At 69.1% G+C, this 23,747-nt stretch carries 22 protein-coding genes; 13 read left to right on the top strand and 9 right to left on the bottom strand.

Annotation, left to right across the window (positions count from 1 at the left end):
* Positions 1 to 76 precede the first annotated feature (76 nt).
* Entirely contained in the window at positions 77 to 1,405 is a 1,329-nt protein-coding gene (locus tag AC0IYU_RS05500) for an MFS transporter (protein WP_472114011.1), read from the top strand.
* 25 nt (positions 1,406 to 1,430) lie between these two features.
* Positions 1,431 to 2,642: a M20 aminoacylase family protein gene (locus AC0IYU_RS05495; protein WP_472114009.1), complete on the top strand. Its 1,212-nt coding sequence runs from the start codon at positions 1,431 to 1,433 to the stop codon at positions 2,640 to 2,642.
* Positions 2,643 to 2,652: 10 nt separating this feature from the next.
* Here the strand turns inward: AC0IYU_RS05495 and AC0IYU_RS05490 are convergent, their stop codons facing one another.
* The gene (locus AC0IYU_RS05490) at positions 2,653 to 3,660 is read right to left on the bottom strand and encodes a recombination-associated protein RdgC (RefSeq protein WP_472114006.1); all 1,008 of its coding nucleotides are present in this window, start codon (positions 3,658 to 3,660) and stop codon (positions 2,653 to 2,655) included.
* Positions 3,661 to 3,792: 132 nt separating this feature from the next.
* Here AC0IYU_RS05490 and AC0IYU_RS05485 point away from each other — a divergent pair, with 132 nt between their 5' ends.
* Positions 3,793 to 4,743 (top strand): branched-chain amino acid transaminase, encoded by a 951-nt coding sequence (locus AC0IYU_RS05485; protein ID WP_472114003.1) that lies wholly within the window; start codon positions 3,793 to 3,795, stop codon positions 4,741 to 4,743.
* Positions 4,744 to 4,748: 5 nt separating this feature from the next.
* Positions 4,749 to 4,958: a zinc-finger domain-containing protein gene (locus AC0IYU_RS05480; RefSeq protein WP_093127844.1), complete on the top strand. Its 210-nt coding sequence runs from the start codon at positions 4,749 to 4,751 to the stop codon at positions 4,956 to 4,958.
* Positions 4,959 to 5,018: 60 nt separating this feature from the next.
* Here AC0IYU_RS05480 and AC0IYU_RS05475 read toward each other — a convergent pair whose 3' ends face one another.
* The 8 genes from AC0IYU_RS05475 to AC0IYU_RS05440 form a co-directional block, all read right to left on the bottom strand.
* Positions 5,019 to 6,077 (bottom strand): hypothetical protein, encoded by a 1,059-nt coding sequence (locus AC0IYU_RS05475; protein ID WP_472114000.1) that lies wholly within the window; start codon positions 6,075 to 6,077, stop codon positions 5,019 to 5,021.
* Positions 6,074 to 7,318: an O-antigen ligase family protein gene (locus AC0IYU_RS05470; protein ID WP_472113997.1), complete on the bottom strand. Its 1,245-nt coding sequence runs from the start codon at positions 7,316 to 7,318 to the stop codon at positions 6,074 to 6,076. The genes AC0IYU_RS05475 and AC0IYU_RS05470 overlap by 4 nt, the downstream gene beginning before the upstream one ends.
* A gap of 69 nt (positions 7,319 to 7,387) precedes the next feature.
* Positions 7,388 to 8,587, bottom strand: a complete 1,200-nt coding sequence (locus tag AC0IYU_RS05465; protein WP_472113994.1) for an ATP-binding protein — start codon at positions 8,585 to 8,587, stop codon at positions 7,388 to 7,390.
* Between the two features lie 113 nt (positions 8,588 to 8,700).
* Entirely contained in the window at positions 8,701 to 9,423 is a 723-nt protein-coding gene (locus AC0IYU_RS05460; RefSeq protein WP_435438791.1) for a response regulator, read from the bottom strand.
* Positions 9,424 to 9,476: 53 nt separating this feature from the next.
* On the bottom strand, positions 9,477 to 11,129 hold the full coding sequence (locus tag AC0IYU_RS05455) for an NAD(P)/FAD-dependent oxidoreductase (protein ID WP_472113991.1): 1,653 nt from the start codon (positions 11,127 to 11,129) through the stop codon (positions 9,477 to 9,479).
* Positions 11,130 to 11,171: 42 nt separating this feature from the next.
* Entirely contained in the window at positions 11,172 to 12,020 is an 849-nt protein-coding gene (locus AC0IYU_RS05450; protein WP_472113988.1) for a beta-ketoacyl synthase chain length factor, read from the bottom strand.
* The gene (locus AC0IYU_RS05445) at positions 12,017 to 13,222 is read right to left on the bottom strand and encodes a beta-ketoacyl-[acyl-carrier-protein] synthase family protein (RefSeq protein ID WP_472113985.1); all 1,206 of its coding nucleotides are present in this window, start codon (positions 13,220 to 13,222) and stop codon (positions 12,017 to 12,019) included. The genes AC0IYU_RS05450 and AC0IYU_RS05445 overlap by 4 nt, the downstream gene beginning before the upstream one ends.
* 205 nt (positions 13,223 to 13,427) lie before the next feature.
* On the bottom strand, positions 13,428 to 14,813 hold the full coding sequence (locus tag AC0IYU_RS05440; protein WP_472113981.1) for an AmpG family muropeptide MFS transporter: 1,386 nt from the start codon (positions 14,811 to 14,813) through the stop codon (positions 13,428 to 13,430).
* Positions 14,814 to 14,873: 60 nt separating this feature from the next.
* On the opposite strand from AC0IYU_RS05440, the gene AC0IYU_RS05435 reads away from it, so the two are divergent.
* From AC0IYU_RS05435 to AC0IYU_RS05395, 9 genes are all read left to right on the top strand, one after another.
* Complete coding sequence (locus AC0IYU_RS05435) at positions 14,874 to 15,731, top strand: M48 family metallopeptidase (RefSeq protein WP_472113978.1); 858 nt, start codon at positions 14,874 to 14,876, stop codon at positions 15,729 to 15,731.
* A 354-nt stretch (positions 15,732 to 16,085) separates the two neighbouring features.
* Positions 16,086 to 17,822, top strand: coding sequence for an allophanate hydrolase (gene atzF / locus AC0IYU_RS05430; protein WP_472113975.1), 1,737 nt, complete (start codon positions 16,086 to 16,088; stop codon positions 17,820 to 17,822).
* 19 nt (positions 17,823 to 17,841) lie between these two features.
* Complete coding sequence (locus AC0IYU_RS05425) at positions 17,842 to 18,846, top strand: ABC transporter substrate-binding protein (RefSeq protein ID WP_472113973.1); 1,005 nt, start codon at positions 17,842 to 17,844, stop codon at positions 18,844 to 18,846.
* Between the two features lie 2 nt (positions 18,847 to 18,848).
* The gene (locus tag AC0IYU_RS05420) at positions 18,849 to 19,676 is read left to right on the top strand and encodes an ABC transporter permease (protein ID WP_472113970.1); all 828 of its coding nucleotides are present in this window, start codon (positions 18,849 to 18,851) and stop codon (positions 19,674 to 19,676) included.
* Positions 19,673 to 20,506: an ABC transporter ATP-binding protein gene (locus AC0IYU_RS05415; RefSeq protein ID WP_472113967.1), complete on the top strand. Its 834-nt coding sequence runs from the start codon at positions 19,673 to 19,675 to the stop codon at positions 20,504 to 20,506. Before AC0IYU_RS05420 ends, AC0IYU_RS05415 begins: the two co-directional genes overlap by 4 nt.
* 13 nt (positions 20,507 to 20,519) lie before the next feature.
* Complete coding sequence (locus tag AC0IYU_RS05410) at positions 20,520 to 20,726, top strand: AtzG-like protein (RefSeq protein ID WP_472113964.1); 207 nt, start codon at positions 20,520 to 20,522, stop codon at positions 20,724 to 20,726.
* Positions 20,723 to 22,180 (top strand): AtzE family amidohydrolase, encoded by a 1,458-nt coding sequence (locus AC0IYU_RS05405; protein WP_472113961.1) that lies wholly within the window; start codon positions 20,723 to 20,725, stop codon positions 22,178 to 22,180. The genes AC0IYU_RS05410 and AC0IYU_RS05405 overlap by 4 nt, the downstream gene beginning before the upstream one ends.
* Complete coding sequence (gene hpxZ / locus AC0IYU_RS05400) at positions 22,177 to 22,560, top strand: oxalurate catabolism protein HpxZ (protein ID WP_435438803.1); 384 nt, start codon at positions 22,177 to 22,179, stop codon at positions 22,558 to 22,560. Before AC0IYU_RS05405 ends, hpxZ begins: the two co-directional genes overlap by 4 nt.
* A 66-nt stretch (positions 22,561 to 22,626) precedes the next feature.
* Positions 22,627 to 23,745, top strand: coding sequence for a BMP family ABC transporter substrate-binding protein (locus AC0IYU_RS05395; RefSeq protein WP_472113958.1), 1,119 nt, complete (start codon positions 22,627 to 22,629; stop codon positions 23,743 to 23,745).
* Positions 23,746 to 23,747: the final 2 nt, after the last annotated feature.

Raw genomic sequence — 23,747 nt, 5'->3', positions numbered from 1 at the left:
CTGCTGTGCTTTGCCTGAATACTCCGCCGCAAAGGGCCCTGCCGGTCCCCCGCAAACCTGTTCGTGGAGACATTAGATGAGCGAAGCCACATTGCCTGCAAGCCCGATCCTGGGTTCTTCTTCCAGCGCCTCCCACGCTGCCGGTGCCGCCAAGGCGAAGGCACCGCAGAGCCAGTTCCGCCTGATCGCGGCCTGCTCGCTCGGCAATGCGCTGGAGATGTACGACTTCACCGTCTACAGCTTCTTCGCGCTGCTGATCGGCAAGCTGTTCTTCCCCTCCGACAGCGCCTACGGCTCGCTGCTGCTGGCCGTGGCCACCTTCGGCATCGGCTTCGTGATGCGCCCGCTGGGCGGCGTGATCATCGGCAACTACGCCGACCGCAAGGGCCGCAAGGCCGCCATGACGCTGACCATCGGACTCATGGTGCTCGGCACGCTGTGCATCGCCTTCGCGCCGACTTACGCATCGGCCGGCGTGTTCGGCTCGCTGATGATCGTGGCGGGCCGGCTGCTGCAGGGCTTCTCGCTCGGCGGCGAAGTGGGCGCGGCCACCTCGATGCTGATGGAGGCCGGCGGTGTGAAGGGCCGGGGCTTTCGCGTGAGCTGGCAGCTGGCGAGCCAGGGCGTGTCGGCGCTGCTGGGCGCGCTCACGGGCGCCGCGCTGTATGCCGCGCTGCCGCAGGCCTCGCTGGAGAGCTGGGGCTGGCGCCTGCCCTTCCTGCTCGGCCTCCTGATCGCGCCGGTGGGCCTCTACATCCGCGCAAACCTCGACGAGACGCACGTCGCGGACAGCCATGAATCCAGCCCGGTCGGCCGCCTGCTGCGCGCGCACGGCGGCACGGTGCTCAAGGGCATCCTCGCGACCACGGCCGGCACCGCGACGATGTACCTGGTGGTGTTCTTCATGCCCACCTACATGATCCGCGTGCTGCACATGCCGCCGTCGCTGTCGCTGCTGTCGGGCTGCGTCACGGGCGTCACGCTGTTCGTGGTGTCGCTGGTGGCGGGGCGCCTGGCCGACCGGCTGCCCAACCGCCGCCCGCTGGTGATTGGCTCGCTGCTGTTCAGCGTGGTCGCGGTGGTGCCGGTGTTCTGGCTCATCAGCCACTACCCGAGCGTGCCCCTGGTGCTCGCGCTGTCGGCGCTGCTGACCGCCAGCGTGAACATCGGCACCACGCCGATGTTCCTGATGCTGCTGGAAATGCTGCCGGCCGGCGTGCGCGCCAGCGGCATCTCGGTGATCTACAGCGTAGGCGTGACGATCTTCGGCGGCTCCTCGCAATTCATCGTGACCTGGCTGCTCGCCAAGACCGGCAACCCGCTCTCGCCGGCTTTCTACATGGTGGTTTGCGGCGCGTTGAGCCTGGCCGCGCTGCTGAGCCTGCGCGAGCGCAAGGCGGCCTGACATCCCTTCGAAACGGACCTTTTTCATGACCCGCGAACTCAGCCCCCAGACCACCAAGCTCCTGTCCCGCCTGCTGCCCCAGGCCGACGTCGACACGCAGGCCTTCGTCGACATCCGCCAACAGATCCACGCCAACCCCGAACTCGGCTTCGAGGTGAGCGCCACCAGCGAGCTGGTCGCCAACCTGCTGCGCAGCTGGGGCTACGAGGTGCACACGGGCATCGGCAAGACCGGCATCGTGGCGCAGCTGAAGGTGGGCCACGGCACGCGCCGCCTGGGCATCCGCGCCGACATGGACGCGCTGCCCATCGTCGAGGCCACCGGCCTGCCGTACGCGAGCCGCACCCCCGGGCGCATGCACGCCTGCGGGCACGACGGCCACACGGCCATCCTGCTGGCGGCGGCCAAGGCACTGGCGAAGGCGCGCGATTTCGACGGCACGCTGAACCTGATCTTCCAGCCCGATGAAGAGAACCTCTGCGGCGCGCGCGCGATGATCGCCGACGGCCTGTTCGAGCGCTTTCCCTGCGATGCGGTGTACGCGCTGCACAACGCGCCCGGCGTGCCGGTAGGCACCATGCTGGCCGTGGCCGGGCCGGTGACGCTGTCGTCCGACGTGGCCGACGTCACGATCAAGGGGGTGGGCGGGCACGGTGCCATGCCGCACCGTGCCCGCGATCCTGTCGCGGCGGCGGCCGCCATCGTGACGGCGCTGCAGACCGTGGTGGCGCGCAACGTGGCGCCCGACGACACGGCGGTGGTGTCCGTCGGCTTCATCCGCGGCGGCGCCACGCACAACGTGATTCCGCAGTCGGTGACGCTGGGACTGAACGTGCGCGCGGCGCGGCCCGAGACGCGCGCGCTGGTCGAGCAGCGCATCCGCGAGATCGTGAGCTTCACCGCGCAGGCGCACGGCGTGGAGGCCGAGATCGACTACCGCCAATTGGTGCCGCCGGTGGTCAACACCGCGGCCGAGACGCAGCTGGCCGCGCAGGTCTGCGCCGAGCTGGTGGGCGAGGAGAACGTCGTCACGCAGGTGCCCAAGGGCTTCGCGGGCAGCGAGGACTTCGCCTGGATGCTCGCCGCGCTGCCGGGCTGCTACCTGTTGCTCGGCAACGGGGAGGGCGAGTTCGGGGGCTGCATGGTGCACAACCCCGGGTATGACTTCAACGACCGGGTGCTGCCGCTGGGCGCGGCATGCTGGGTGCGCCTCGCGCAGACCTATCTGGTCGCCTGAACGCCTTCGATCAGAACGGCGCGTCTTCCTCTTCCTCGGCGGCATCGGCCGGGGTCGTGGTGGTGGGTGCCGATGCTTTCGCTGCAGGCTTCGGTGCTTCGTCCGCCGGCGCTGCCGAGAACGCGGCCTCGCCGCCCAGCGCGTCGAGCAGTGCGGGCACCAGTTGGCCCAGTTCGCCCGTGGCAATGGCCACGTCGGCATCGAAGTTGTCTTCCTTCTTGCCGCCCGAGGCGCCGTCGCCCGTGCCTTCGAGGAAGGTGATCTTGCGGATCAGCATGCCGTGCGTGAGCTCGAAGGACACGCGGTCGTCCCAGGTGAGCGCCAGGCGCGTGGGGCGCTTGCCGTCGGTGATGTGCTTTTGCACTTCCTCGATGTCCAGCGGGTGCTTGGCGTAGCGCACCACGGCCTTGGAGTCGTCCGAGGCCTTGAGCTCGCATTCGCGGTCGATGGTGAAGCCGGCCGGCGGCTCCTGCGTCAGCAGCCAGTTGGCCATGGCGGCGGCGGGCTCGATCTGCGTGTTCACCAGGGCCACCGCAAAACCGTCGAGCGACTTCACCAGGCTGGTGACCACTTCGTCGGCGCGCGAGGCGTTGCCGCTGTTGATCACGAGACGGTTCTCGGCCTTGTCGATCCACACCGTCACGCGCGCGCTGCGCGTGAAGGCCATGGGCAGCAGCTCCAGCGTGATGTCCTCCTTGAGGTCTTTCTTTTCCTTCTTGCCGGGCTTGCGGCCGGTGGTGGCCTCGATGTTCGCGCAGCGCTCGTCGAGCTTGCGGCGCACCACGGAGCCGGGCACGGCCTTGCTTTCGATCATGTACTCGACCAGCCACTGGCCGTCGATGGATTCGACCAGCGGGCCGCCGGCCTCGCCGCGGGGCTCGACCCAGCCGGCGGATTTTTCCTGCGAGGGGCCGCAAGGCACGAAGCGCTGCTTGCCGAGCCCTTCTTCCGCCTCGGTCAGTGTCTGGGACCAGGCAGGTTCGATGCGATAGACGATGACGTTCTTGAATACGGACACGGAAACCCTTTTTCCACTGGTTTGCACAACCGGCCATTGTCGGGCACCCGGTTCCGGGCGCCGCCGTAAAATCGAAAGCTTTTGCGACTTCCCCCCGGTCGCACCCCATACCGCTTCCAAAGGAATCAGGAAATGAGCTCGATCCCCCCCTCGCTGGACGACCGTGACGGCAAGATCTGGATGGACGGCGAACTCGTGGACTGGCGCGACGCCAAGATCCATGTGCTGAGCCACACGCTGCACTACGGGTGCGGCGCCTTCGAGGGCGTGCGCGCCTACAAGACGGCGCAGGGCACCGCCATCTTCCGCCTGGCCGAGCACACCGAGCGGCTGTTCAACAGCGCCAAGATCCTGCGCATGACGATTCCGTTCTCGCAGGAGCAGCTCAACGAAGCGCAAAAGCAGGTGGTGCGCGAGAACAAGCTCGAAAGCTGCTACCTGCGCCCGCTGATCTGGATCGGCTCCGAAAAGCTCGGCGTGAGCCCCCGCGGCAACAAGATCCACGCCATGGTCGCGGCCTGGTCCTGGGGCGCCTACCTCGGCGAAGAAGGCATGCGCCGCGGCATCCGCGTGAAGACGTCGAGCTACACCCGCCACCACGTCAACATCACGATGACGCAGGCCAAGGCAGTGAGCAACTACACCAACTCGATCCTGGCCAACATGGAAGCGCTGGACGACGGCTACGACGAGGCGCTGCTGCTCGACGCGAGCGGCTTCGTGTCCGAAGGCGCGGGCGAGAACATCTTCGTGGTCAAGGGCGGCGTGGTCTACACGCCCGACCTGTCGGCCGGCGCGCTCAACGGCATCACGCGCAACACCATCCTGCACATCTGCAAGGACCTGGGCCTGGAGCTGGTGCAAAAGCGCATCACGCGAGACGAGGTCTACATCGCCGACGAGGCCTTCTTCACCGGCACCGCCGCCGAAGTGACGCCCATCCGCGAGCTCGACCGCATCGAGATAGGCAACCGGGGCGACGGCGGTTCGCGCGGCCCCATCACCGAAAAAATCCAGTCTGCCTTCTTCGACATCGTGAACGGCAAGAACCCCAAGTACGCCCACTGGCTCACGAAAGTCTGAATCCCATGTCTACCAATGCAGTCGTCGAACTCCTGGCCAAGGAGCTCAATCATCAAGGCGGCGTGTTCTGCCCCAGCCCCAAGGCCGACATGAAGCTCTGGAACAACCACCCGAAGGTCTACCTCGACGTGGCGCGCACCGGTGAAGCCAAGTGCCCGTACTGCGGCACGGTGTACCGGCTGAAGGCCGGCGAAACGGTGTCGTCGCGGCACTGACGCCGCCGCGCGCCGGTCTGCCGCTTCGCCGCGGCCGGCCTGGCGCCCGTGGCGCCTGGGTCAGGGCGCCAGCACCAGCGGCAGCGCCTTCTGCCCGCTGATCCACTCGCCGCGCAACCCCGTCCCTTCGGGCACCAGGCGCAGGCGCGTGTCCTTGGATTCTTCCAGCGCCAGCACCCCGTCGCGGTACGTGCCGAACACCGAAATCGGCTTGCGATAGCGGTCGTAGAAATAGGTGGCGCCGACCGAGCCGTCGCTGGCCAGCGGCTGCAGCCGCAAGGTGACAGGCAATCGTGCATCGATGCTGCCGCGCAGCACCTGGTCGAACGCCGAAGCCGGCGCGCTCGCCGTGCCTTCTCCCAGCAGCAACGCGCGGCCGTAGGCCGTGAGCGACGGCGCCAGTTGTGCCGGCGTGAAGCGGCTGCTGAAGTCACCGAGGTCGTCGAGCGCGCGCATCGCATGGTTGCTGCATCGCCCCTGCGTGAACAGCACGCCCTTCGCATCGATCTCCATGCTGCGCAACGGGTCCATCTTCAGCCAGGACGGGTCCTGGCGCGACTGCAGGCATTCGGTGTAGAGCGCCGCCTTGTCCTCGCGGTCCTCTTCCTTGGCGCGCGCCTTGCCGCCCAGCGCGGCGATTTCCTTGCGCAGCCGGGCGACGTTGTCGGCCTGCACCTTGCGCGCCATTTCGGCGAGGCCGGCGGCCGTGAACAGGTCGGCCGGCGCGAGATGGCGTCCGGTCGCCGCGTCGAACGCATGCCCGACGGCGAAGCTTTCGCAATACGCGCCGCAGCTTTCGCCTTCGATGCGCAGCGACAGCAGGCGGGCGTCGTTGCGCAGCACCTCGTAGCCGAGGTTCGGCAGGGTCTTCCACTGCTGCGCCTCCACGCCGCGCAGACCGTCCGCGGCACGTGCCGGCGCCATCGCCTCGAAAGTCTCGATGAAAAGAAACTGGTTGATGCGATCGGCCGCCTTGGCATCGTCGGCGCGCACCCATGGAAAGCGCTGCGCTTCCTGCCCTGTGCCGTGGACCAGACCCTGCACGACGGCCGGGGCCGCGTGCACGCTGAGAGCGCAGGCCACCAGCAGGGCGGCGAGGATGTGACGTTTGTTGTTCATGGAGTCTTGTTCGTTTGGAGCCGCCGGCGCGGCCACAGGTCGCGCCACGGATCCGGGTCTTGCCTTTCCTGCGCGAGCCGCAGGTAGATCATTGCGATCCACAGCAGCGCCAGGCCGATCTGCGCGTCGCGCAGCGCCGAGTTCACGCTCGACGCGATCAGCGCGATCAGCGTGGCTGCGAGAGCGTAGCGCCCCGCGATGTCGGGCCGTTTCCATGCCTGCCAGACGGCGCCGACCATGATGAACAGCAGGCTCAGCACGGCCGGCAGCCCGCCCTGCGAGCCGACCCACAGGAAGTCGTTGTGCGGCATGTTCGAGTCGGCGAACATCGCCGGCCCGCGCTTGTGCCACTGCTCGGTCCAGCCGCCGATGCCCCAGCCGGTGAGCGGCCGGTCGGCGATCATGCGGCCGGTGTCGCGGTACATGTAGTAGCGGATGACCCAACTGCCCTTGAAGACGGCACCGGCCTGCGCTTCCTCGAGTTCCTGCACGCCGGTCTCGACCTTGTGCTGGAGCTGCGGCAACTGGTAGAGCCCGGCCCCCAGCACCACGGTGCCCAGCACCAGCGCGCCCACCAGCATCTTCAGGTGATTGCGCCACTGGTGGATGCACACCATCGGCACCACCAGCAGCAGCGCGAGCACCGAGGTGCGCGAGGTCAGGGGCAGCGCCACCACCAGGCCCAGCCCGAGCATCAGCACGAAGGCCGGCACGGCCCGCAGCGGCCTGTGCGCGGCGATCTGCGCAATGCCCCACACGGCGGCCGTGGACGCCACCACGCTGAACAGCAACGCATTGCTGATCGACTTGTTGCCCACCTCCATGACCACCGCGCGCAGCGGCGACCAGAGCGGAAAGCCGATGACGTAATAGGCCACGATCAGCAGCACGCCCAGCGCCGCCGCCAGCAGGAAGCCGCGCAGCGCCCAGATCGCCTCCTCGCGCGTGAGCGCCATCGCCATCAATACCGTGAGGCCGATGCGCAACCCGTGGAACAGGTTGGAGGGGGTTTCGGGGTAGTGCGGACTAACGGCCAGCACCACGAGGGTCCAGGCCAGGTAGGCCATCACCGGCCACCACAGCGGGTTGGCACGCAGCCGCGCGATGCGCTCGCGGCCGTCGCCGGCCGCCAGCAGGGTGAGCATCAGCAGGATGGCTGAAAGGTAGGTGACGCCGACCGGCATGAACACCACCAGCCCCCAGAACATGGCCGCGGGCCGAACGATGTGCGATCTCTGCATAGGGGCGGGATTTTAGGTGCGCCCCGAGGCACCAACCTGACCAGCCCCGCGGTGGCGAGGGTGGTGCGCTCAGTGCCCGCGCGCGGCGGCCGGAAGGCGAATGACGAAGCTCGCGCCGCCGCCCGGCCGGTCTTCGCAGCGCACCGTGCCGCCGTGCCGCTCGGCAATCGACTTCACCAGTGCCAGCCCCAGGCCGACGCCGCCGTTGCGTTCGCTGGCGCCGGGCAGCCGGTAGAAGGGCTCGAAGATGCGCTCGCGCAAGGCGGGCGGCACGCCCGGGCCGCGGTCGTTCACGCGCACCGTGGCAAAGCCGTCGGCGCTGCCCAGCTCCACCGCGATTTCGCCGGCGCCGTAGCGGCGCGCGTTCTCCAGCAGGTTGCGAATGGCCCGGCGCAGCAGGCGCGACACGCCCGGTACGGTGAGGTTGGCGTTGTCGGTGCCTTCGGCCAGGTCGAGCTCCGCATTCACCTGCGCGCATTCCTCGGCCGCCAGGCCGGTCAGGTCGACCGCCTCGATGGTGCCCATGTCGGCCTCGCTGGCGTCCAGCCGGCTGGCCAGCAGGATCTCGTCGATGAGCTGGTCGAGCTCGCCGATGTTGCGCGAGATTTCTTCGCGCGCCGACTGGCTCGGGCGCTCGCCCATCAGCTCCAGGCCCATGCGGATGCGCGTGAGCGGCGAGCGCAGTTCGTGCGAGGCGTTGGCCAGCAGCGACTTGTGCGAACGCACCAGCTTCTCGATGCGTTCGGCCGACGCGTTGAATCGTTTGGAGAGATCGGTCACTTCGTCCTGCCCTTCTTCGGCGACGCGCACCGAGAGATCGCCTTCGCCCCAGCGTTGCACGCCGCGCTGCAGCGACTCCAGCCGCTGTGTGATGCGCCGCACGATCGGGTAGACGCCCAGCGCCACCGCCACGCCCACCAGGGCGATCATCCAGCCCAGCCCGAAGGGCGTGCGCCATGGCGCGAAGCCGCCCGAGCCCGTGGGCCGCTCGCGCGGCGCCACGCGCAGCGTGATGGCCTTGCCGTCGCTGAGCGTCACGTCGAACTCCAGGCCCTGGCCCGGCACGCGCAGCGCGGTGCCCGCGCCGATCTTCTTGTCCTGTGCGTCGAGCACGACCACCTCGCGCGGCACCGGCGCCAGGCGCTCGCGCTCGGCCTCCGCCGCTTCGCGCACGATCCAGTTGGCCATCAGCGTGAGGATGACGACGCCGCCCACCACCGCGAGCCAGATGCGCACGTAGAGGTGCCGGGAGTAGAGACTGCGCAGCATCACCGGAAGAGGCGGCCGCCGCCGGGCCGCCCCAAGGCGAGCCGCGCCTCCCCCTCGGGGGGTGGCGAATTGCACGGAGCGCAGCGAGTGAAAAGCCGGGGGGTCGACATTTTCTAGTCTTGTTGCTTGGCGAAGACGTAGCCCACGCCGCGCACCGTGAGGATGCGCTTGGGGTTCTTCGCGTCGACCTCGATGGCCGCGCGGATGCGGCCCATGTGAACGTCGATGGAGCGGTCGAAGGCCTCGAGCTCGCGCCCGCGCACGGCTTCCATGATCTGGTCGCGCGTGAGCACGCGGCCCGCGCGTTCGGCCATGGCCACCAGCAGGTCGAACTGGTAGGAGGTGAGGTCGGCCAGCGCACCGGCCACCGACACGGTGCGTGCGTTGCGGTCGATCTCCAGCGTGCCGAAGCGCATCACGGTGGAGGCCTCGCTCTCGGTGGCGTTCTCGCTGCGCCGGCGCAGCACGGCGCGAATGCGCGCCAGCAGCTCGCGCGGCTCGAAAGGCTTGGGCAGGTAGTCGTCGGCGCCGATCTCCAGGCCGATGATGCGGTCCATCGGGTCGCCCTTGGCCGTCAGCATCAGCACCGAGACCTTCGACATCGGACCCGGCAGCGCGCGGATGCGGCGGCAGACTTCGAGGCCGTCGGTGTCGGGCAGCATCAGGTCGAGGATCACCAGGTCGGGCGCGTGCTGTTGCAGCTGTTCGAGGCCGCTGGCGCCGTCACCGGCGTGGTTGAAGGCGAAGCCCGACTGCGTCAGGTACTCGCCCACCATCTGCGCCAGGCGGGCGTCGTCTTCGATCATCAGGAGTTGGGGGGTGCTCATGCGCTTCATGGTCGTCCACAGGGAGCAAGCAGGCTTGAACGCTCCGTAAAGTTGGGTAAACCTCAGCTGGCCATGTCAACCGGGTTCGCTGCGAAAAGCATAGCGTCCTGTCCAACAGCCACCGGAGGGAGGTCGAGATTCGCCGCAAGCAGCGCAGGCAGGTCGCCCGCGTCCACGTTCGCGTCGGCGGCGCGTGCCCGCGCGAGGATTTCGCCGGCCAGCTGCCGCAGCTGCACGGTCGAGGCGCGGATGCGCGCGCGGAAGGCGGCGTCGTCCAGCGTGTCCTTCAGGCTGCGGTTGAGCTCCGCGAACCACGGCATTGCCGCCTGGTCGAGCATGACGGCCGGGTTGGCCCGGTCGGTCGCGGCCGACCAGTGGCGCAGCAGCGCCTGCACCGCGATGTTCAGGCGCTGGCAGTGCTGCAGCTCGCCCTTCAGGCTGCCCAGCGCATGCAGGTCGGTCAGTCGCTGGTGGAAGAAGATCTGCGACAGCACGCCCCAGTAGTAGGCGTAGTCCCAGATCACCTTCACCGGCAGCACCTCGGGGTCGCCGAACAGCGGGTACTGGTCCTGGTAGAGCGCCAGCGTGCTTTCGTAGAACGAGTGGTAGAGCTGGTCGTACAGCTGTGCGCGCGCCTCCAGCGGGCGGCCGGCGCGGTCTTGCGCGATGAGGTCGGTGATGTAGGTGTTGCCGATGGCGATGAAGTCGCTGCCCGGCGAGTAGAAGGGGTCGAGAAAGAGCCCCGCCTCGCCCGTCATGGCCCAGCGCTGGCGCCCCGAGAACACCTGCTTGCAGCCGTGCGAGAAGTGCTTGAGGAACGCGAAGTCCTGCAGCAGGTGGCGCTTGCCGTCCAGTGCCTCGTACAGGCGCGGCTGGTAGGTGGCGAACCACGCCATCGCCTTGTCGAAGGTGTCGATGGTGTCCAGCGGATGCAGCTTGGGGTCGGCCACGATGCCCACCGAATGCGAGCCCGAGGCCAGCGGAATCAGCCAGGCCCAGTAGCCCGCGCCCACCAGGTGGTTGGTCGACAGCCAGCGCGCCTGCGGGTTGCAGCGCTCGCGCCATTCGGTGCTGTCGCTCCACTCGTCGATGGCGATGCGCTCGCCGATGCGGAACCACACCGCGTTCACGTCGTGCGCGTTCGGCTCGGCCAGGCCCAGCTTGCGCTTGAGCATGCCGGCGCGCCCGCACGCATCGATGAGCCAGCGGGCCTGCGTGCGGTGGATTTGCTCGCCGCGCGTCCATTCGATGTGGTGCGGCGTGGCGGCGTCCTCGGACAGGTCGATGCGGCGCACCAGCGCGCTGTCGACGAAGTGCACGCCCAGCCGCGCGGCCTCTTCGGCCAGGAAGTTCTCGAAGATGCCGCGGTCGATCTGGTAGCTGGGCACCGACAGGTAGCGGCTCGCCCCGATCTCGGTCACGCCTTCGATGTCGCTGCGGCCTTCGCTGAAGAAGAAGCGAAAGCCGAACTTGCGCAGCTGCTTCTCGTCCATGTGGGCCTTCAGGCCGAGCACGGTGTCGAAGTAGTGCGCGCCGATTTCCACCGACGACTCGCCCACCTTGTGCGCCGCGTGCGGCACCGGGTGGGCGCGGCGCTCCAGCACCAGCACGCGCAGGTCGGCGAAGCGCCGGCGCAATTGCAGCGCCAGCGTGAGGCCGGCCAGGCCGCCCCCCATGATCACCGCGTCGAAGGAGTCTGTCGCAGTGTCTTTCATGGGGTCGGCTCCGGGTGGTGGTTCGGGAAACAGGTGGACGGGCTAGGACAGGCGCTGGAGTTGCAGCCGCAGGGACAGCGAAGGCGACAGCGGCAGATCGACCGGCGCCGCTGTGTCGGCATCGAGGTGCGCGAGCGCCTCGAACAGCCCCAGCGCGTCCGACATCGGGTTCAGGCCGGCGAGCGACTTCGCAGCGTCCGAGCGCGGTGCCGTGGCGGTGGTGGCCGCTTCGGCATCGCGGGCCAGCGACCATTGCAGCGCCGCCACGGTGCGCTCGGTGGGCGCGGGGGCCAGCACGAATGCCACCGCGAGCAGGCCGCGGCTGTCGGTGACCGAGGTCAGCGCGCCCACCGTGGGCGTGTCGTAGCCGACCAGCAGCACCGGCTCCTGGTCGGCCGCGCACTGCACCGCCGCTTCGAGCAGGCCCGAGGCAAAGCTGTGGTCAAAGGCCGACACGGCATTGCTGGCCGCCATGCAGCCGGTGCCGATGGTCCAGTAGCCCACGGCCGCGTTGTGCACCGAGTTGTGGAACTTGGTGGGCGACAGCATCTTCGGGTCGGAGGCGAGCGTGCCGCACATGTAGTCGTTGATCGACAGGTCGCCGTGCGCGGACGTGAACACGCAGGGCACCTCGGCGGCGTTGCGGCCCGAGGCGGCCATGGCGGCCGCGGCCACTTCGAGCGCCAGCGCCACGGTGTCGGGCGCGCGGCGTCGCTCGGCAGGGGCCAGCACCTGCGGCGCGGGGCGCTTGGCGGGCGGATCGCTGAGCGGGCCTTCGCCGCGGAAGGCGGCGCGCGCGGCCTCCCAGCCGGGCAGGGTGGGGGTCCAGAAGGCGGGGCCTTCGATGTAGAGGGTCGGGGGCATCACGGGCTTGGCGTCGTTCGTGCTCATGCGGGGGCCTTGCCGAACACCAGCGAGCAGTTGCTGCCGCCGAAGCCGAAGGAATTGCTCAGCACGTAGCGCACCTCGCCGTGCACCGGCGCCAGCTGGATCTGCGGGCCGAAGCCTTCGTCCAGCGTGCGGGTGTTCACGGTGCCCGGCTTCAGGCCGCGCTCGATCGCCAGCAGGCTGATGACCGCCTCGACGATGCCCGCCGCGCCCAGCGTGTGGCCCATGAAGCCCTTGGTCGAACTGGCGTGCGTGCCTGCGGGGAAGCGGCGTGCCACCAGCGCACCTTCGACTTCGTCGTTCTTCTGGCTCGAGGTGCCGTGCATGTTGATGTAGTCGATGTCGCCAGGGGCGAGGCCGGCGCGCGCCAGTGCCTCGTCGAGGGCACGTTCGGCGCCCAGGCCCTCGGGGTGCGGCGTGGACATGTGGTGCGCGTCGCTCGCCTCGCCATAGCCCAGCAGCAGCAGCGGGGAGGCCGCGGCGCCGGTCTGCACGCGCTCCACCAGTGCAAAGCCGGCCGCCTCGCCCAGGCTGATGCCGTTGCGCTCGGCATCGAAGGGGCGGCAGGGCTCGGTCGACACCAGCTCGAGCGAGTTGAAGCCGAACAGCACGCTGCCGCACAGCGTGTCGGCACCGCCCACCACGGCCGCGTCGGCCAGGCCCAGGCGGATCAGCCGCTCGGCCGAGGCGAACACCTTGGCGCTGGACGAGCAGGCGGTCGAAATGGTTTCGCTCGGGCCGCTGATGCCCAGCAGTTCCTGCGTGAACATGGCCAGCGAATGGGGCGTGTGCACCGCGGGGCGGCGCTGGTTCGGGGGAAAGCTGCCTTCGGCGTCCAGCTGCGTGTACGCCAGCTCGGTCTCGCCGATGCTCGCGGTGGAGGTGCCCAGGATCAGCGCGATGCGCGAAGCGCCGTACTTCTCGCGTGCGGCGGCCACCGCCTCGATGAAACCGTCGGCCTGCAGGCCCATGAACGCCAGCCGGTTGTTGCGGCAGTCCCACTGCGCGAGCGGCTCGGGCAGGCGCACCTCTTCGATGCCGTCGACGCGGCCGATCCAGGTCGGCAGCGGTGCGTCGCCGAAGTCATTGGCGCGCAGGCCGCTGCGCGACTGCGCCAGCGCGTCGGCCAGCGCTTCCTTGCCGACGCCGACCGCGGAGGTCGCCGTGAAGGCGCTGATTTGGAGGGGGGGAATTCGGGACGGCACGATCTTGTAGGTGGGCTTGCTGACAACGGGGGCTCCAGAAGGGAGCGCAAGAAAAGGAAACAAAAAGGAGCAAAAGCGAATGTATACGCGAACAGCCTACCAGTTGCGGGCTGCGCGGGACGTCGGTCGTGTCCTATACGGCCGGGCGCCTGGAGGCCGTCCGGCGGGCGGTTGAACGCGGCTTCAGCGGGGCTTCAAAGCCGTCTCAAGGTCGGTCCGCAGGCCCGGCGACGGCGGTGAGCCGCGAGGCCAGCGCCACCAGCACCAGCACCGGCACGCCCAGCAGCGCGGTGGCGGTGAAGAAGGTGCTGTAGCCGTAGGCGTCGACGAAGACGCCCGAGTAGCCGGCAATGAACTTGGGCAGCAGCAGCATCAGCGAGCTGAACAGCGCGTACTGCGTGGCCGAGTAGCTGATGTTCGTCAGGCTCGACAGGTAGGCGATGAAGGCCGCCGAGGCGATGCCCCCGGCCAGGTTGTCGGCCGAGACCACCGCGATCAGCGCCGTCAGGTCGTGCCCGCGCGAGGCCAGCCAGGCGAACAGCAGGTTGCTGGCCGCGCTGAGCACCGCGCCCAGCATCAGCACGCGCATCACGCCCAGGCGCATCGACAGCACGCCGCCCACGAAGGCGCCCGCCAGTGTCATGACCACGCCGTAGATCTTGCTGACCGTGGCCACCTCGTCCTTGGTGAAGCCCATGTCCACGTAGAACGGGTTGGCCATGATGCCCATCACCACGTCGCTGATGCGGTAGATGGCAATGAGCGAGAGGATCAGCACCGCCTGCCACTTGTAGCGGCGGATGAAGTCGGCAAAAGGCTCGACCAGCACGTTGCGCAGCCACTGCGCCGCGTTCTTCGCCGGGGCCAGCACGCGGCGCACCGGCTCGGGCGACAGCAGCACGGTGACGACGCCGACCGACATGGAGGCCGCCATGACCAGGTAGGCCGTCTTCCAGGCGCCGTTCTGGTAAGCCGCTGCACCTGTGGCTACCACGGCCGGTGCCACCTCGGCCCAGGCCGCGACCCACAGCACGCCCGCGCCGGCCCAGATCATCGCGAGCCGGTAGCCCGTTTGATAGGCGGCGGCCAGTGCGGCCTGCTTGCGCGTCTCGGCCGATTCGATGCGAAAGGCGTCCAGCGCGATGTCCTGCGTGGCCGAGCCGAAGGCCACCAGCAGCGCGCACCAGATCAGCGGCTTGAGCCCCAGGCGCGGGTCGTTCATGGCCATGCCGACCAGCCCCACGATCACCACGCCCTGCGCCAGCAGCAGCCAGCCGCGCCGGCGCCCGAGCAGCGTGGTCAGCGGCGGCAGCGGCAGGCGGTCGACCAGCGGCGCCCAGACCCACTTGAAGCCGTAGGCCAGCCCGACCCAGCTCAGGTAGCCGATGGTGGTGCGGTCGATGCCCGCCTCGCGCAGGCGAAAGCTCAGCGTACCCAGCACCAGCAGCAGCGGCAGCCCGGCGGAGAAACCCAGCGCCAGCATGCGCAGCGTGGCGGGCTCGAGGTAGACCTTCAGCGCGTCGCGCCAGGGTGGTTGGGGGGCGGTGGGGGTTTCGGCGGGCGTGGCGGACATGAGCTTCGGATTGTCCATGAGCGCCCGGGGTCATCGCGGAGCGCGTTTGTCTTCATTTGTTCCTATGATCCCGCCCCTATGTGCACACGATGCGACCGCTCCGAATTTGCCGCGCCCGCCATGGCGTCGCCCTGGAACCCCCGGCGGGCTTTTTTGCTGGCTGCCGCCGGCGCGGCCCTGAGCGGCCCTGCCCTGGCGCAGGTCAACGTCGGCAACGCCTCGATGGCGCGCAACCTCGTGCCCGCCGACAAGATCGAGGCGGCGGGCGTGCAGCAGTACGGCCAACTGCTCGAACAGGCGCGCGCCAAGGGCGCACTCGCGGGCGACGGCAACCCGCAGCTGCAGCGCCTGCGCACCATCGCCAACCGCCTGATTCCCTTCGCCATGCCGTGGAACTCGCGTGCCCGCGAATGGAAGTGGGAGGTCAACCTGATCGGCAGCAAGCAGATCAACGCCTTCTGCATGCCCGGCGGCAAGATCGCCTTCTTCACCGGCATCCTCGACCAGCTCAAGCTGAGCGACGACGAGGTCGCCATGGTCATGGGCCACGAGATGGCCCACGCACTGCGCGAGCATGCGCGCGCCCGCATGGCCAAGAGCGCGGGCACCGGGGCGGCGCTCTCCATCGGTGCGCAGCTGCTCGGGCTGGGGCAGGTGGGCGACCTGGCGGCGCGCGCGGGCACGCAGCTCATCACGCTCAAGTTCAGCCGCGGCGACGAAACCGAGGCCGACCTGGTGGGGCTCGAGCTCGCCGCCCGCGCGGGCTATGACCCGAAGGCGTCGGTGTCGCTGTGGCAGAAGATGGCCACGGCGTCGAAGAACCAGGGCGGGCTGAGCTTCCTGTCGACGCACCCGAGCGGGCCGGACCGCATCGCGAAGCTGGAAGCGAACCTGCCGAAGGTGGAGAAGCTCTACCGGGACGCGAAGAAGAGCTGACCCTCTGTCTTTCTCCCTCCCCAGCTGGGGGAGGGCAGGGGTGGGGGCACGACGGCCTCCGAAAAAGCGCGGCGCCTGATCGAAGGCCTGCCCCCATCCCAGCCTTCCCCCGGAAGGGGAAGGAGCAAATCCGAACCTGCATTCCCGCCTTGCTCCCTCCCCTCCCGGGGGAGGGTTGGGGTGGGGGCACGACGGCCTCTGAAAAAGAGCGGCGCCTGATCGAAGGCCTGCCCCCATCCCGGCCTTCCCCCGGAAGGGGAAGGAGCAAATCCCCGCCTGATCTGATCCACGCCGCGGCACGTTCCCGCTGGCACGCCGCTTGCATCTCAACTTGTACACATGTTTGGATGCCTGATGATGGTGCATGAAGAAAACGGATCTCCCGCCGCCGCCTGGATTGCGAAATTTGCCTTCCCCGTCGTGGACGCACGGGCCGGCGACACCCTCGGGCTCGCCCTGCCGCTCGCCGGCCTGCGCTTCGCGGTCAAGGACAACATCGACGTGGCCGGCGTGCCCACCACCGCCGCCTGCCCGGCCTTCGACCGCCACCCCACGGTCCATGCAGCCGTGGTGCAGCGCCTGCTCGAAGCCGGTGCATCGCTGGCCGGCAAGACCAACCTCGACCAGTTCGCCTGCGGGCTGAACGGCACGCGCTCGCCCTATGGCGAGGTGCCCAACGCCTTCGACGCGCGCTACGTGTCGGGCGGCTCCAGCTCGGGCTCGGCCTACCTGGTGGCCGCCGGCGAGGTCGACTTCGCGCTCGGCACCGACACCGCAGGCTCGGGCCGCGTGCCGGCCGGGCTCAACAACATCGTCGGCCTGAAGCCCTCGCGCGGCCTGCTGAGCACCTTCGGCGTGGTGCCGGCCGCGCAGAGCGCGGACTGCGTCTCCATCTTCGCGACCACCGTCGCCACCGCCGTCGACGTGCTGCTGGCCGCCGCCGGCCACGACGCGCGCGACCCGTACTCGCGCAACCTGCGCCTGGGCCGCAAGCCGCTGCCCGCGCGCTTCTCCTTCGGCGTGCCCGACACGCTGAACTTCTTTGGCGACACCGCCGCCGAGCAGGCCTTCAACGACGCCACCGCGCGGCTGCTGGCCATGGGCGGCTCGCCCGTCACCATTGCCTACGCGCCGCTCGCCGAGGCCGCCGCGCTGCTGTACGAAAGCGCGCTGGTCGCCGAGCGCTACGCCGCGGTGCGCGAATTCTTCGACGCGCACGGCGAAGAAGTCATCGAGCCCGTGCGCGGCATCCTCGCCGCCGGCCGCGGCTACAACGCCGCCGACGTGTTCGACGCGCAGACGCGCCTGCGCGCCATCGCGCAGAAGGTCGAGCCGATGTGGCGCGGCATCGACCTGCTGGTGGTGCCCAGCGCGCCCACCCACTACACACGCGAACAGATGCGCGCCGACCCCGTGGCGCTCAACCGCAACCTGGGCGCGTACACCAACTTCGTCAACCTGCTCGACTACGCCGCGCTCTCGGTGCCCAGCAGCCTGCGCGACGACGGCCTGCCGTTCGGCATCACGCTGATCGGGCCCTGCGGCAGCGACCTGGCATTGGCCGACCTGGGCCAGCGCTACCACCACGCCACGGGACTCGCGCAGGGCGCCACCGGCAAACCGCTGCCCGCGCCGCGCGCCATTCCGGGCCTTGCCGCGGCCGATGCCGACATGCTGTCCATCGCCGTGGTCGGTGCCCACCTGTCGGGCATGCCGCTCAACGGACAGCTCACCGAGCGCGGTGCCACGCTGCTGCGCGCCACCACCACGTCGCCGGCCTACCGCCTGTACGCGCTGCCGGGCACGGTGCCGCCCAAGCCCGGCCTGCAGCGCGTGGCCGAAGGCGAGTCGGGTGCGGCCATCGCGCTGGAGGTGTGGTCGGTGCCGCTCGCGCAGGTCGGCAGCTTCCTGGCGCTGATTCCGCCGCCCCTGGGCCTCGGCAGCGTCGAGCTGGCCGACGGCAGCTGGGTCAAGGGCTTCATCTGCGAGGGCCATGCGCTGGCCGCTGCGCAGGACGTGAGCTCCCACGGCGGCTGGCGTGCCTACGTCGCCAACCGCACCGGCACCGGCACCGCACCTTCTTCCCTTTGACTTTGATCCAGGAGTCCCGATGAGCACCCCCAACAAACCCTCCGCTTCGCGCCACCGCCGACAGCTGCTGCAGGCCGGCGCCACGGGCCTGGCCGTGCTGGCCGCGCCCGCCCTCGTGCGCGCGCAGGCCGCACCCAAGCTGCGCATCGGCTTCTGGCCCGTGGCCGCGGGCCTGCCGTTCTTCGCGGCGGTCGACAAGGGCTACTTCAAGGAAGCCGGCCTCGACGTCGAGGCGCTCAAGTTCGCCGGCGCGCAGCAGGTCATGGAAGGCATGCTCGCAGGCCGCTGCGACGGCAGCGCCAACGGCACCGGCTCGGCCAACCTCGCCATCGGCGAGATCGCGCAGCCCGGCCTCTTCAAGATCTTCTGCACCAACCCGAGCAACGCCAGGTTCGTGCTCGACGAGTTCATCGTCGGCAAGGACAGCCCCATCAAGACCATGGCCGAGCTGGCCGGCAAGAAGGTGGCCTCGGGCCCCGGCATCCAGAACGTCACGCTGTGCAAGACCATGCTGGAGCGCGCCGGCGCCAAGGGCGCAACGGTGAGCGAGCTGCCCATCGGCCAGCACGTGGCCGCGCTGGTCGCGGGCCAGGTCGATGCCTGCTACACGCTGGAGCCCACCGGCACCGTCGGCCGCATGAACGGCACCACGCGCGTCATCGAAGCCGGCGTGGTGGCGAAGTACATCCTGGGCGACCCGATGGCGCCGTGGCATGGCGGCGCGGCCAGCCTGACCACCGAGTTCATCAAGAAGAACCCCGAGGTGGCGAAGAAGTACATCGCCGCCTATGCGCGCGGCGTGGCGCTGGTGCGCACCCAGCCCGACGAGGCGCGCCAGTTCATGAAGGGCTACACCGCCATCGAAGGCAAGCTCACGGCCGAAGTGCCGCTCGCGTCGTACATGCTCTACAACGAGTTCAAGCCCAGCGATGTCGCGTACTTCCAGAAGTTCTACGACCTGTTCACCGAGAAAGGCATCTTCGAGAAGAAGGTGCTCGTGGACACGCTGCTCTACAAGGCCTGACCATGGCAGACGCAAGCACGACCACGGCCGCGCCGTGGACCCCGCCGGCCAGCCTCAACGCCGCCGCACCGAAGACGCCGCTGCGCGACCGCCTGCTGCCCTTCATCGGCCCCGTGGTGCTGTTCATCGCGTGGGACCTGGTGGTGCGCCTGGGCTTCATCAAGCCCATCCTGCTGCCCACGCCGGCCGACACCATCGCCGCGCTCGTCACCGGGCTGGCGGGCGGACCGCTGCTCACCGACTTCGCAATGACCGTGTGGCGCACGCTGCAGGCCTTCGTCATCGCGGCGGCCATCGGCGTGCCATTGGGCGTGCTGCTCGGCAGCAACGAGCGCGCCTACCGCAGCGTGGAGTTCCTGATCGACTTCTTCCGCTCCACGCCCTCGTCCGCGCTGATTCCGCTGTTCCTGCTGATCTTCGGCGTGAGCGACGTCAACAAGGTGGCCATCGCGGCCTTCGGCGCGCTGCTCATCGTGGTGTTCAACAGCGCCTACGGCGTGATGAATGCGCGCAAGCAGCGCGTGATGGCCGCCAAGGTCATGGGCGCGTCGCGCTGGCAGGTCTTCAAGGACGTGCTGATCTGGGAAAGCCTGCAGCCCACCTTCGTCGGCCTGCGCTCGGCCGTGTCGATGGCGCTGGTGATCGTCATCGTGGCCGAGATGTTCATCGGCTCCGACACGGGGCTGGGCCACCGCATCATCGACGCGCAGCAGGTGCTCAACGTGAAGAGCATGTACGCGGCGATTCTTTCGGCCGGTGCGCTGGGCTACGCCCTGAACATCCTCTTCCTCATTGCCGAGCGCCGCATCGTGCACTGGAGTGGAAGATGAAAGTGACCTCCGACATCGTCCTGAACGGCCCGGTGTACGCCGACGTGCCCAAGCCCGCGTTCAAGCCCGGCCCCGCCGGCACGCACATCACCATCCGCGGGCTCACCAAGTACTTCGCCGGCTGGCCGCTGTACGAGAACTTCGACCTCGACATTCCCAAGCGCGCCATCGTCTCGGTGTTCGGGCCCAACGGCTGCGGCAAGTCCACGCTCATCAACATGATCGCGGGGCTGGTTCCCATCGACGCGGGCGAGATCCTGTTCGACGGCAAGCAGCGCAAGGACACCAAGATCGGCTACGTGTTCCAGAACTACCGCGAGGCGATGTTCCCGTGGATGCGCACCATCGACAACATCGCCTATCCGCTGAAGCTTGAAGGCCGCAGCAAGGCCGAGGTCGACCGGCGCATGGAAGAGCTGGTGGCGTCCTTCGACGTCAAGTTCGACCTCAAGCGCTTTCCCTACGAGCTCTCGGGCGGCCAGCAGCAGACGGCGTCGATCATGCGCGCGCTGGCGCCCAATCCCGAGGTGCTGTTTCTCGACGAGCCCTTCTCCGCGCTCGACTTCGAGATGACGCTCTTCATTCGCGAGAAGCTGCAGGAGGTGTTCATGCAGACCGGCACCACCATGCTGCTGGTGTCGCACGACCTCGAAGAAGCGGTGTACCTCGCCGACGAGGTGCTGCTGCTCACCAAGCGGCCCACCAAGGTGGCCGAGATCTTGCGTTACGGCGATGCGCGTCCGCGCACCGTGGAGACGCTGAGCACCGAGAGCTTCGTGGCCATGAAGAAGCTCAGCCTCGACATCTTCCAGCGCGAAGTGCGCCGATAGAAGGAGCGTTGCCATGACACCCGCACAGATCGAAAGCTACGTCGACGCCGCCGCCGCGGTGCTCGACCTGCGCCTGTCGCCCGATCACCGGCCCGGCGTGCTGCGCTACTTCGCGCTCGCGGCCGAGTTCGCCGCGGTGGTCGAGGCCGTGCCGCTCGCGATGTCGGCCGAACCGGCGGTGCATTTCTCGCCGGTCGAGCCCGAGGAGAAGGCCGTATGACCCCCGCCGAGTTGCTGGCCCGCGATGCGTCCGCCATGGCCGAAGCCGTGCGGACCGGTGCGTCGACCGCCACCGCGCTGGTGCAGGCCAGCCTCGACCGCGTCGACGCCACCGACGGCAAGGTCAACGCATTCACCTGCGTGCTGAGCGAACGCGCGCTGCGCCGCGCCGCGCAGGTCGATGCCTCGCTGGCCTCGGCGCACGGTGCGCGCACCCGCGAGCTGCCGCTGCTCGGCGTGCCCTTCGCGGTGAAGAACCTGTTCGACATTGCCGGCCTGCCCACGCTCGCGGGCTCGAAGATCGAGCGCCAGACCGCGCCCGCGCGCGCCGACGCCGCGCTGGTGCGCCGCCTGGAGCGCGCCGGCGCGGTGCTGGTGGGCGCGCTCAACATGGACGAGTACGCCTACGGCTTCACCACCGAGAACAGCCACGAAGGCCCCACGCGCAACCCGCACGACCTCACCCGCATCGCGGGCGGTTCGTCGGGCGGCTCGGGCGCCGCGGTGGCCGCGGGGCAGGTGCCGCTCACGCTGGGCTCCGACACCAACGGGTCGATCCGCGTGCCCGCTTCGCTGTGCGGCGTGTTCGGCCTGAAGCCCACCTTCGGGCGGCTGCCGCGCACCGGGAGCTTTCCGTTCGTGTCCAGCCTGGACCATCTCGGCCCCTTCGCCCGTTCGGCGCGCGACCTGGCGCTGGTCTACGACGCGATGCAGGGGCCGGAAGAAGCCGGTCATGCGCACGACCCCGGCTGCGCGCAGCGCGCGGTCGAGCCCGTGTCGGGCGTGCTGGCGCACGGCACGCGCGGCCTGCGCATCGGCGTGCTCGGCGGCTACTTTCACCAGCGCGCCGGCGCCGAGGCGCTGGCTGCCGTCGATCTCGTGGCCGATGCGCTGGGCGCGGGCGTCGCGCAGGCCAGCGTTGAGCTGCCGATGGTCGAGGCGGGGCGCGCCGCGGCCTTCCTCATCACCAACGCGGAAGGCGCCGCGCTGCACCTGGAAGACCTGCGCCGCCGCGCGCACGACTTCGAGCCGCTCTCGCGCGACCGCTTCCTGGCCGGCGCGCTGTTGCCCGCCGCCTGGGTGTCGCGTGCGCAGCGGGTGCGCCGGCTCTATGCCGAAGCCGTGGCGCGCCTGTTCGGCCGCTACGACATCCTGCTGGCCCCGGCCACGCCGACCGCGGCCACGCCCGTGGGCGCGGAGACCTTCGAGGTCAACGGCCACAAGCTGCCGGTGCGGCCCAACATGGGCCTGCTGACCCAGCCTTTCTCGTGCATCGGCCTGCCGGTGTGCGCGGTGCCAGTGTGGGGCGCGCACGCCAGCTTGCCGATCGGCGTCCAGGTGATCGCCGCGCCCTGGCGCGAAGACCTCGTGCTGCGCGTGGCCGCCGCACTCGAAGCCGCGGGCGTGGCGCATGCGCCCGTCGCTGCACTGAATTCGGAGAAAACCCCCGCATGAATGCCACCGACATCAACCTGCCCGACGTGCTGGCCGAAGTGCAGGCCGCCTTCGCCCGCTACGAAGACGCGCTGGTCCACAACAAGGTCGAGGTGCTCGACGAGCTGTTCTGGAACAGCCCGACCACGCTGCGCTACGGCGCCACCGAGAACCTCTACGGCTACGACGAGATCCGGGCCTTTCGCGCATCGCGCCCCTCGCAGGGGCTGGCGCGCGAACTGCTGATCACCGTCATCACCACCTACGGGCGCGACTTCGCCACCGCCAACTGCGAGTTCCGCCGCGAAGGCGCCGAGCGCACCGGCCGCCAGAGCCAGACCTGGATGCGCACGCCCGAGGGCTGGCGCGTGGTCTCGGCGCACGTCAGCCTGCTTGGCTGAGGCACCTCGCCGCACAACAGTTTCTTCTTCCAGTCCTTCAACTTGTATCCAGCAACGGAGTACGTCATGACCAGCCCCCTCAATCGCCGCGATTCCCTCAAGACCCTGGCCGCGCTGGGCGCCGCCGGCTCCCTCGGGGGCTGGAGCGCCCTCGCCAGCGCGCAGGCCAAGCCGCTCACGGTCGGCGTGATCTACGTCGGCGCGCGCGACGACTACGGCTACAACCAGGCCCACGCGCAGGCCGCCGCCGAGGTCAAGAAGATGCCCGGCATCAAGGTGGTCGAGGAAGAGAACGTGCCCGAGACCGCCGCCGTGCAGAAGACCATGGCCGGCATGATCTCGCAGGACGGCGCCAAGCTGCTGTTCCCCACGTCGTTCGGTTACTTCGACCCTCACATCCTCGCGGTGGCGCCCAAGAACCCCGACGTGCGCTTCTCGCATTGCGGCGGCCTGTGGACCGAAGGCAAGCACCCGAAGAACGTGGGCAGCTTCTTCGGCTACATCGACGAGTGCCAGTTCCTGAACGGCGTGATCGCCGCGCACATGACCAAGAGCAACAAGATCGCCTTCGTCGCGGCCAAGCCCATCCCGCAGGTGCTGCGCAACATCAACGCCTTCACGCTGGGTGCGCGCTCGGTCAAGCCGAACATCACCTGCAGCGTGATCTTCACGGGCGACTGGTCGATGGCAGTGAAGGAGGCCGAGGCCACCAACAGCCTGGCCGACCAGGGCTGCGACGTGTTCACCATGCACGTGGACGGCCCCAAGGTGGTGGTGGAAACGGCGGCCAAGCGCGGCAAGATGGTCTGCGGCTACCACGCGAGCCAGGCCAAGCTGGCGCCCAACGCTTACCTCACCGGTGCCGAGTGGAACTGGCTCACCGCGTACAAGACCATCATCGACGCCGCGCAGGCCGGCAAGCCGCACCCCAACTTCCTGCGCGGCGGCCTGAAGGAGGGCTACGTGAAGATGTCCGCCTACGGCCCCATGGTGCCGGACGCCGCGAAGAAGCAGGCCGACGACATCAAGGCGAAGATGATCGCGGGCAGCTTCGACATCTTCAAGGACGGCATCAAGGACAACAAGGGCGCGGTGGTGGTCCCGGCGGGCAAGGTGCTGAAGCAGAACGACCTGGAGCTGGAAAAGATGAACTACCTGGTCGAGGGTGTGGTCGGCTCCGTCTGACC

The sequence above is a fragment of the Variovorax sp. AC103 genome, assembly GCF_979254005.1.
The sequence above is the reverse complement of the archived record's forward strand: the minus strand, read 5'-3'. Positions and strand labels throughout refer to the sequence as shown.

Coding starts and splice junctions, on each gene's coding strand:
- AC0IYU_RS05500 (WP_472114011.1), top strand. CDS start 77: ATGAGCGAAGCCACATTGCCTGCAAGCCCGATCCTGGGTTCTTCTTCC.
- AC0IYU_RS05495 (WP_472114009.1), top strand. CDS start 1,431: ATGACCCGCGAACTCAGCCCCCAGACCACCAAGCTCCTGTCCCGCCTG.
- AC0IYU_RS05485 (WP_472114003.1), top strand. CDS start 3,793: ATGAGCTCGATCCCCCCCTCGCTGGACGACCGTGACGGCAAGATCTGG.
- AC0IYU_RS05480 (WP_093127844.1), top strand. CDS start 4,749: ATGTCTACCAATGCAGTCGTCGAACTCCTGGCCAAGGAGCTCAATCAT.
- AC0IYU_RS05475 (WP_472114000.1), bottom strand. CDS start 6,077: ATGAACAACAAACGTCACATCCTCGCCGCCCTGCTGGTGGCCTGCGCT.
- AC0IYU_RS05470 (WP_472113997.1), bottom strand. CDS start 7,318: ATGCAGAGATCGCACATCGTTCGGCCCGCGGCCATGTTCTGGGGGCTG.
- AC0IYU_RS05465 (WP_472113994.1), bottom strand. CDS start 8,587: ATGCTGCGCAGTCTCTACTCCCGGCACCTCTACGTGCGCATCTGGCTC.
- AC0IYU_RS05460 (WP_435438791.1), bottom strand. CDS start 9,423: ATGAAGCGCATGAGCACCCCCCAACTCCTGATGATCGAAGACGACGCC.
- AC0IYU_RS05455 (WP_472113991.1), bottom strand. CDS start 11,129: ATGAAAGACACTGCGACAGACTCCTTCGACGCGGTGATCATGGGGGGC.
- AC0IYU_RS05450 (WP_472113988.1), bottom strand. CDS start 12,020: ATGAGCACGAACGACGCCAAGCCCGTGATGCCCCCGACCCTCTACATC.
- AC0IYU_RS05440 (WP_472113981.1), bottom strand. CDS start 14,813: ATGGACAATCCGAAGCTCATGTCCGCCACGCCCGCCGAAACCCCCACC.
- AC0IYU_RS05435 (WP_472113978.1), top strand. CDS start 14,874: ATGTGCACACGATGCGACCGCTCCGAATTTGCCGCGCCCGCCATGGCG.
- atzF (WP_472113975.1), top strand. CDS start 16,086: ATGATGGTGCATGAAGAAAACGGATCTCCCGCCGCCGCCTGGATTGCG.
- AC0IYU_RS05425 (WP_472113973.1), top strand. CDS start 17,842: ATGAGCACCCCCAACAAACCCTCCGCTTCGCGCCACCGCCGACAGCTG.
- AC0IYU_RS05420 (WP_472113970.1), top strand. CDS start 18,849: ATGGCAGACGCAAGCACGACCACGGCCGCGCCGTGGACCCCGCCGGCC.
- AC0IYU_RS05415 (WP_472113967.1), top strand. CDS start 19,673: ATGAAAGTGACCTCCGACATCGTCCTGAACGGCCCGGTGTACGCCGAC.
- AC0IYU_RS05410 (WP_472113964.1), top strand. CDS start 20,520: ATGACACCCGCACAGATCGAAAGCTACGTCGACGCCGCCGCCGCGGTG.
- AC0IYU_RS05405 (WP_472113961.1), top strand. CDS start 20,723: ATGACCCCCGCCGAGTTGCTGGCCCGCGATGCGTCCGCCATGGCCGAA.
- hpxZ (WP_435438803.1), top strand. CDS start 22,177: ATGAATGCCACCGACATCAACCTGCCCGACGTGCTGGCCGAAGTGCAG.
- AC0IYU_RS05395 (WP_472113958.1), top strand. CDS start 22,627: ATGACCAGCCCCCTCAATCGCCGCGATTCCCTCAAGACCCTGGCCGCG.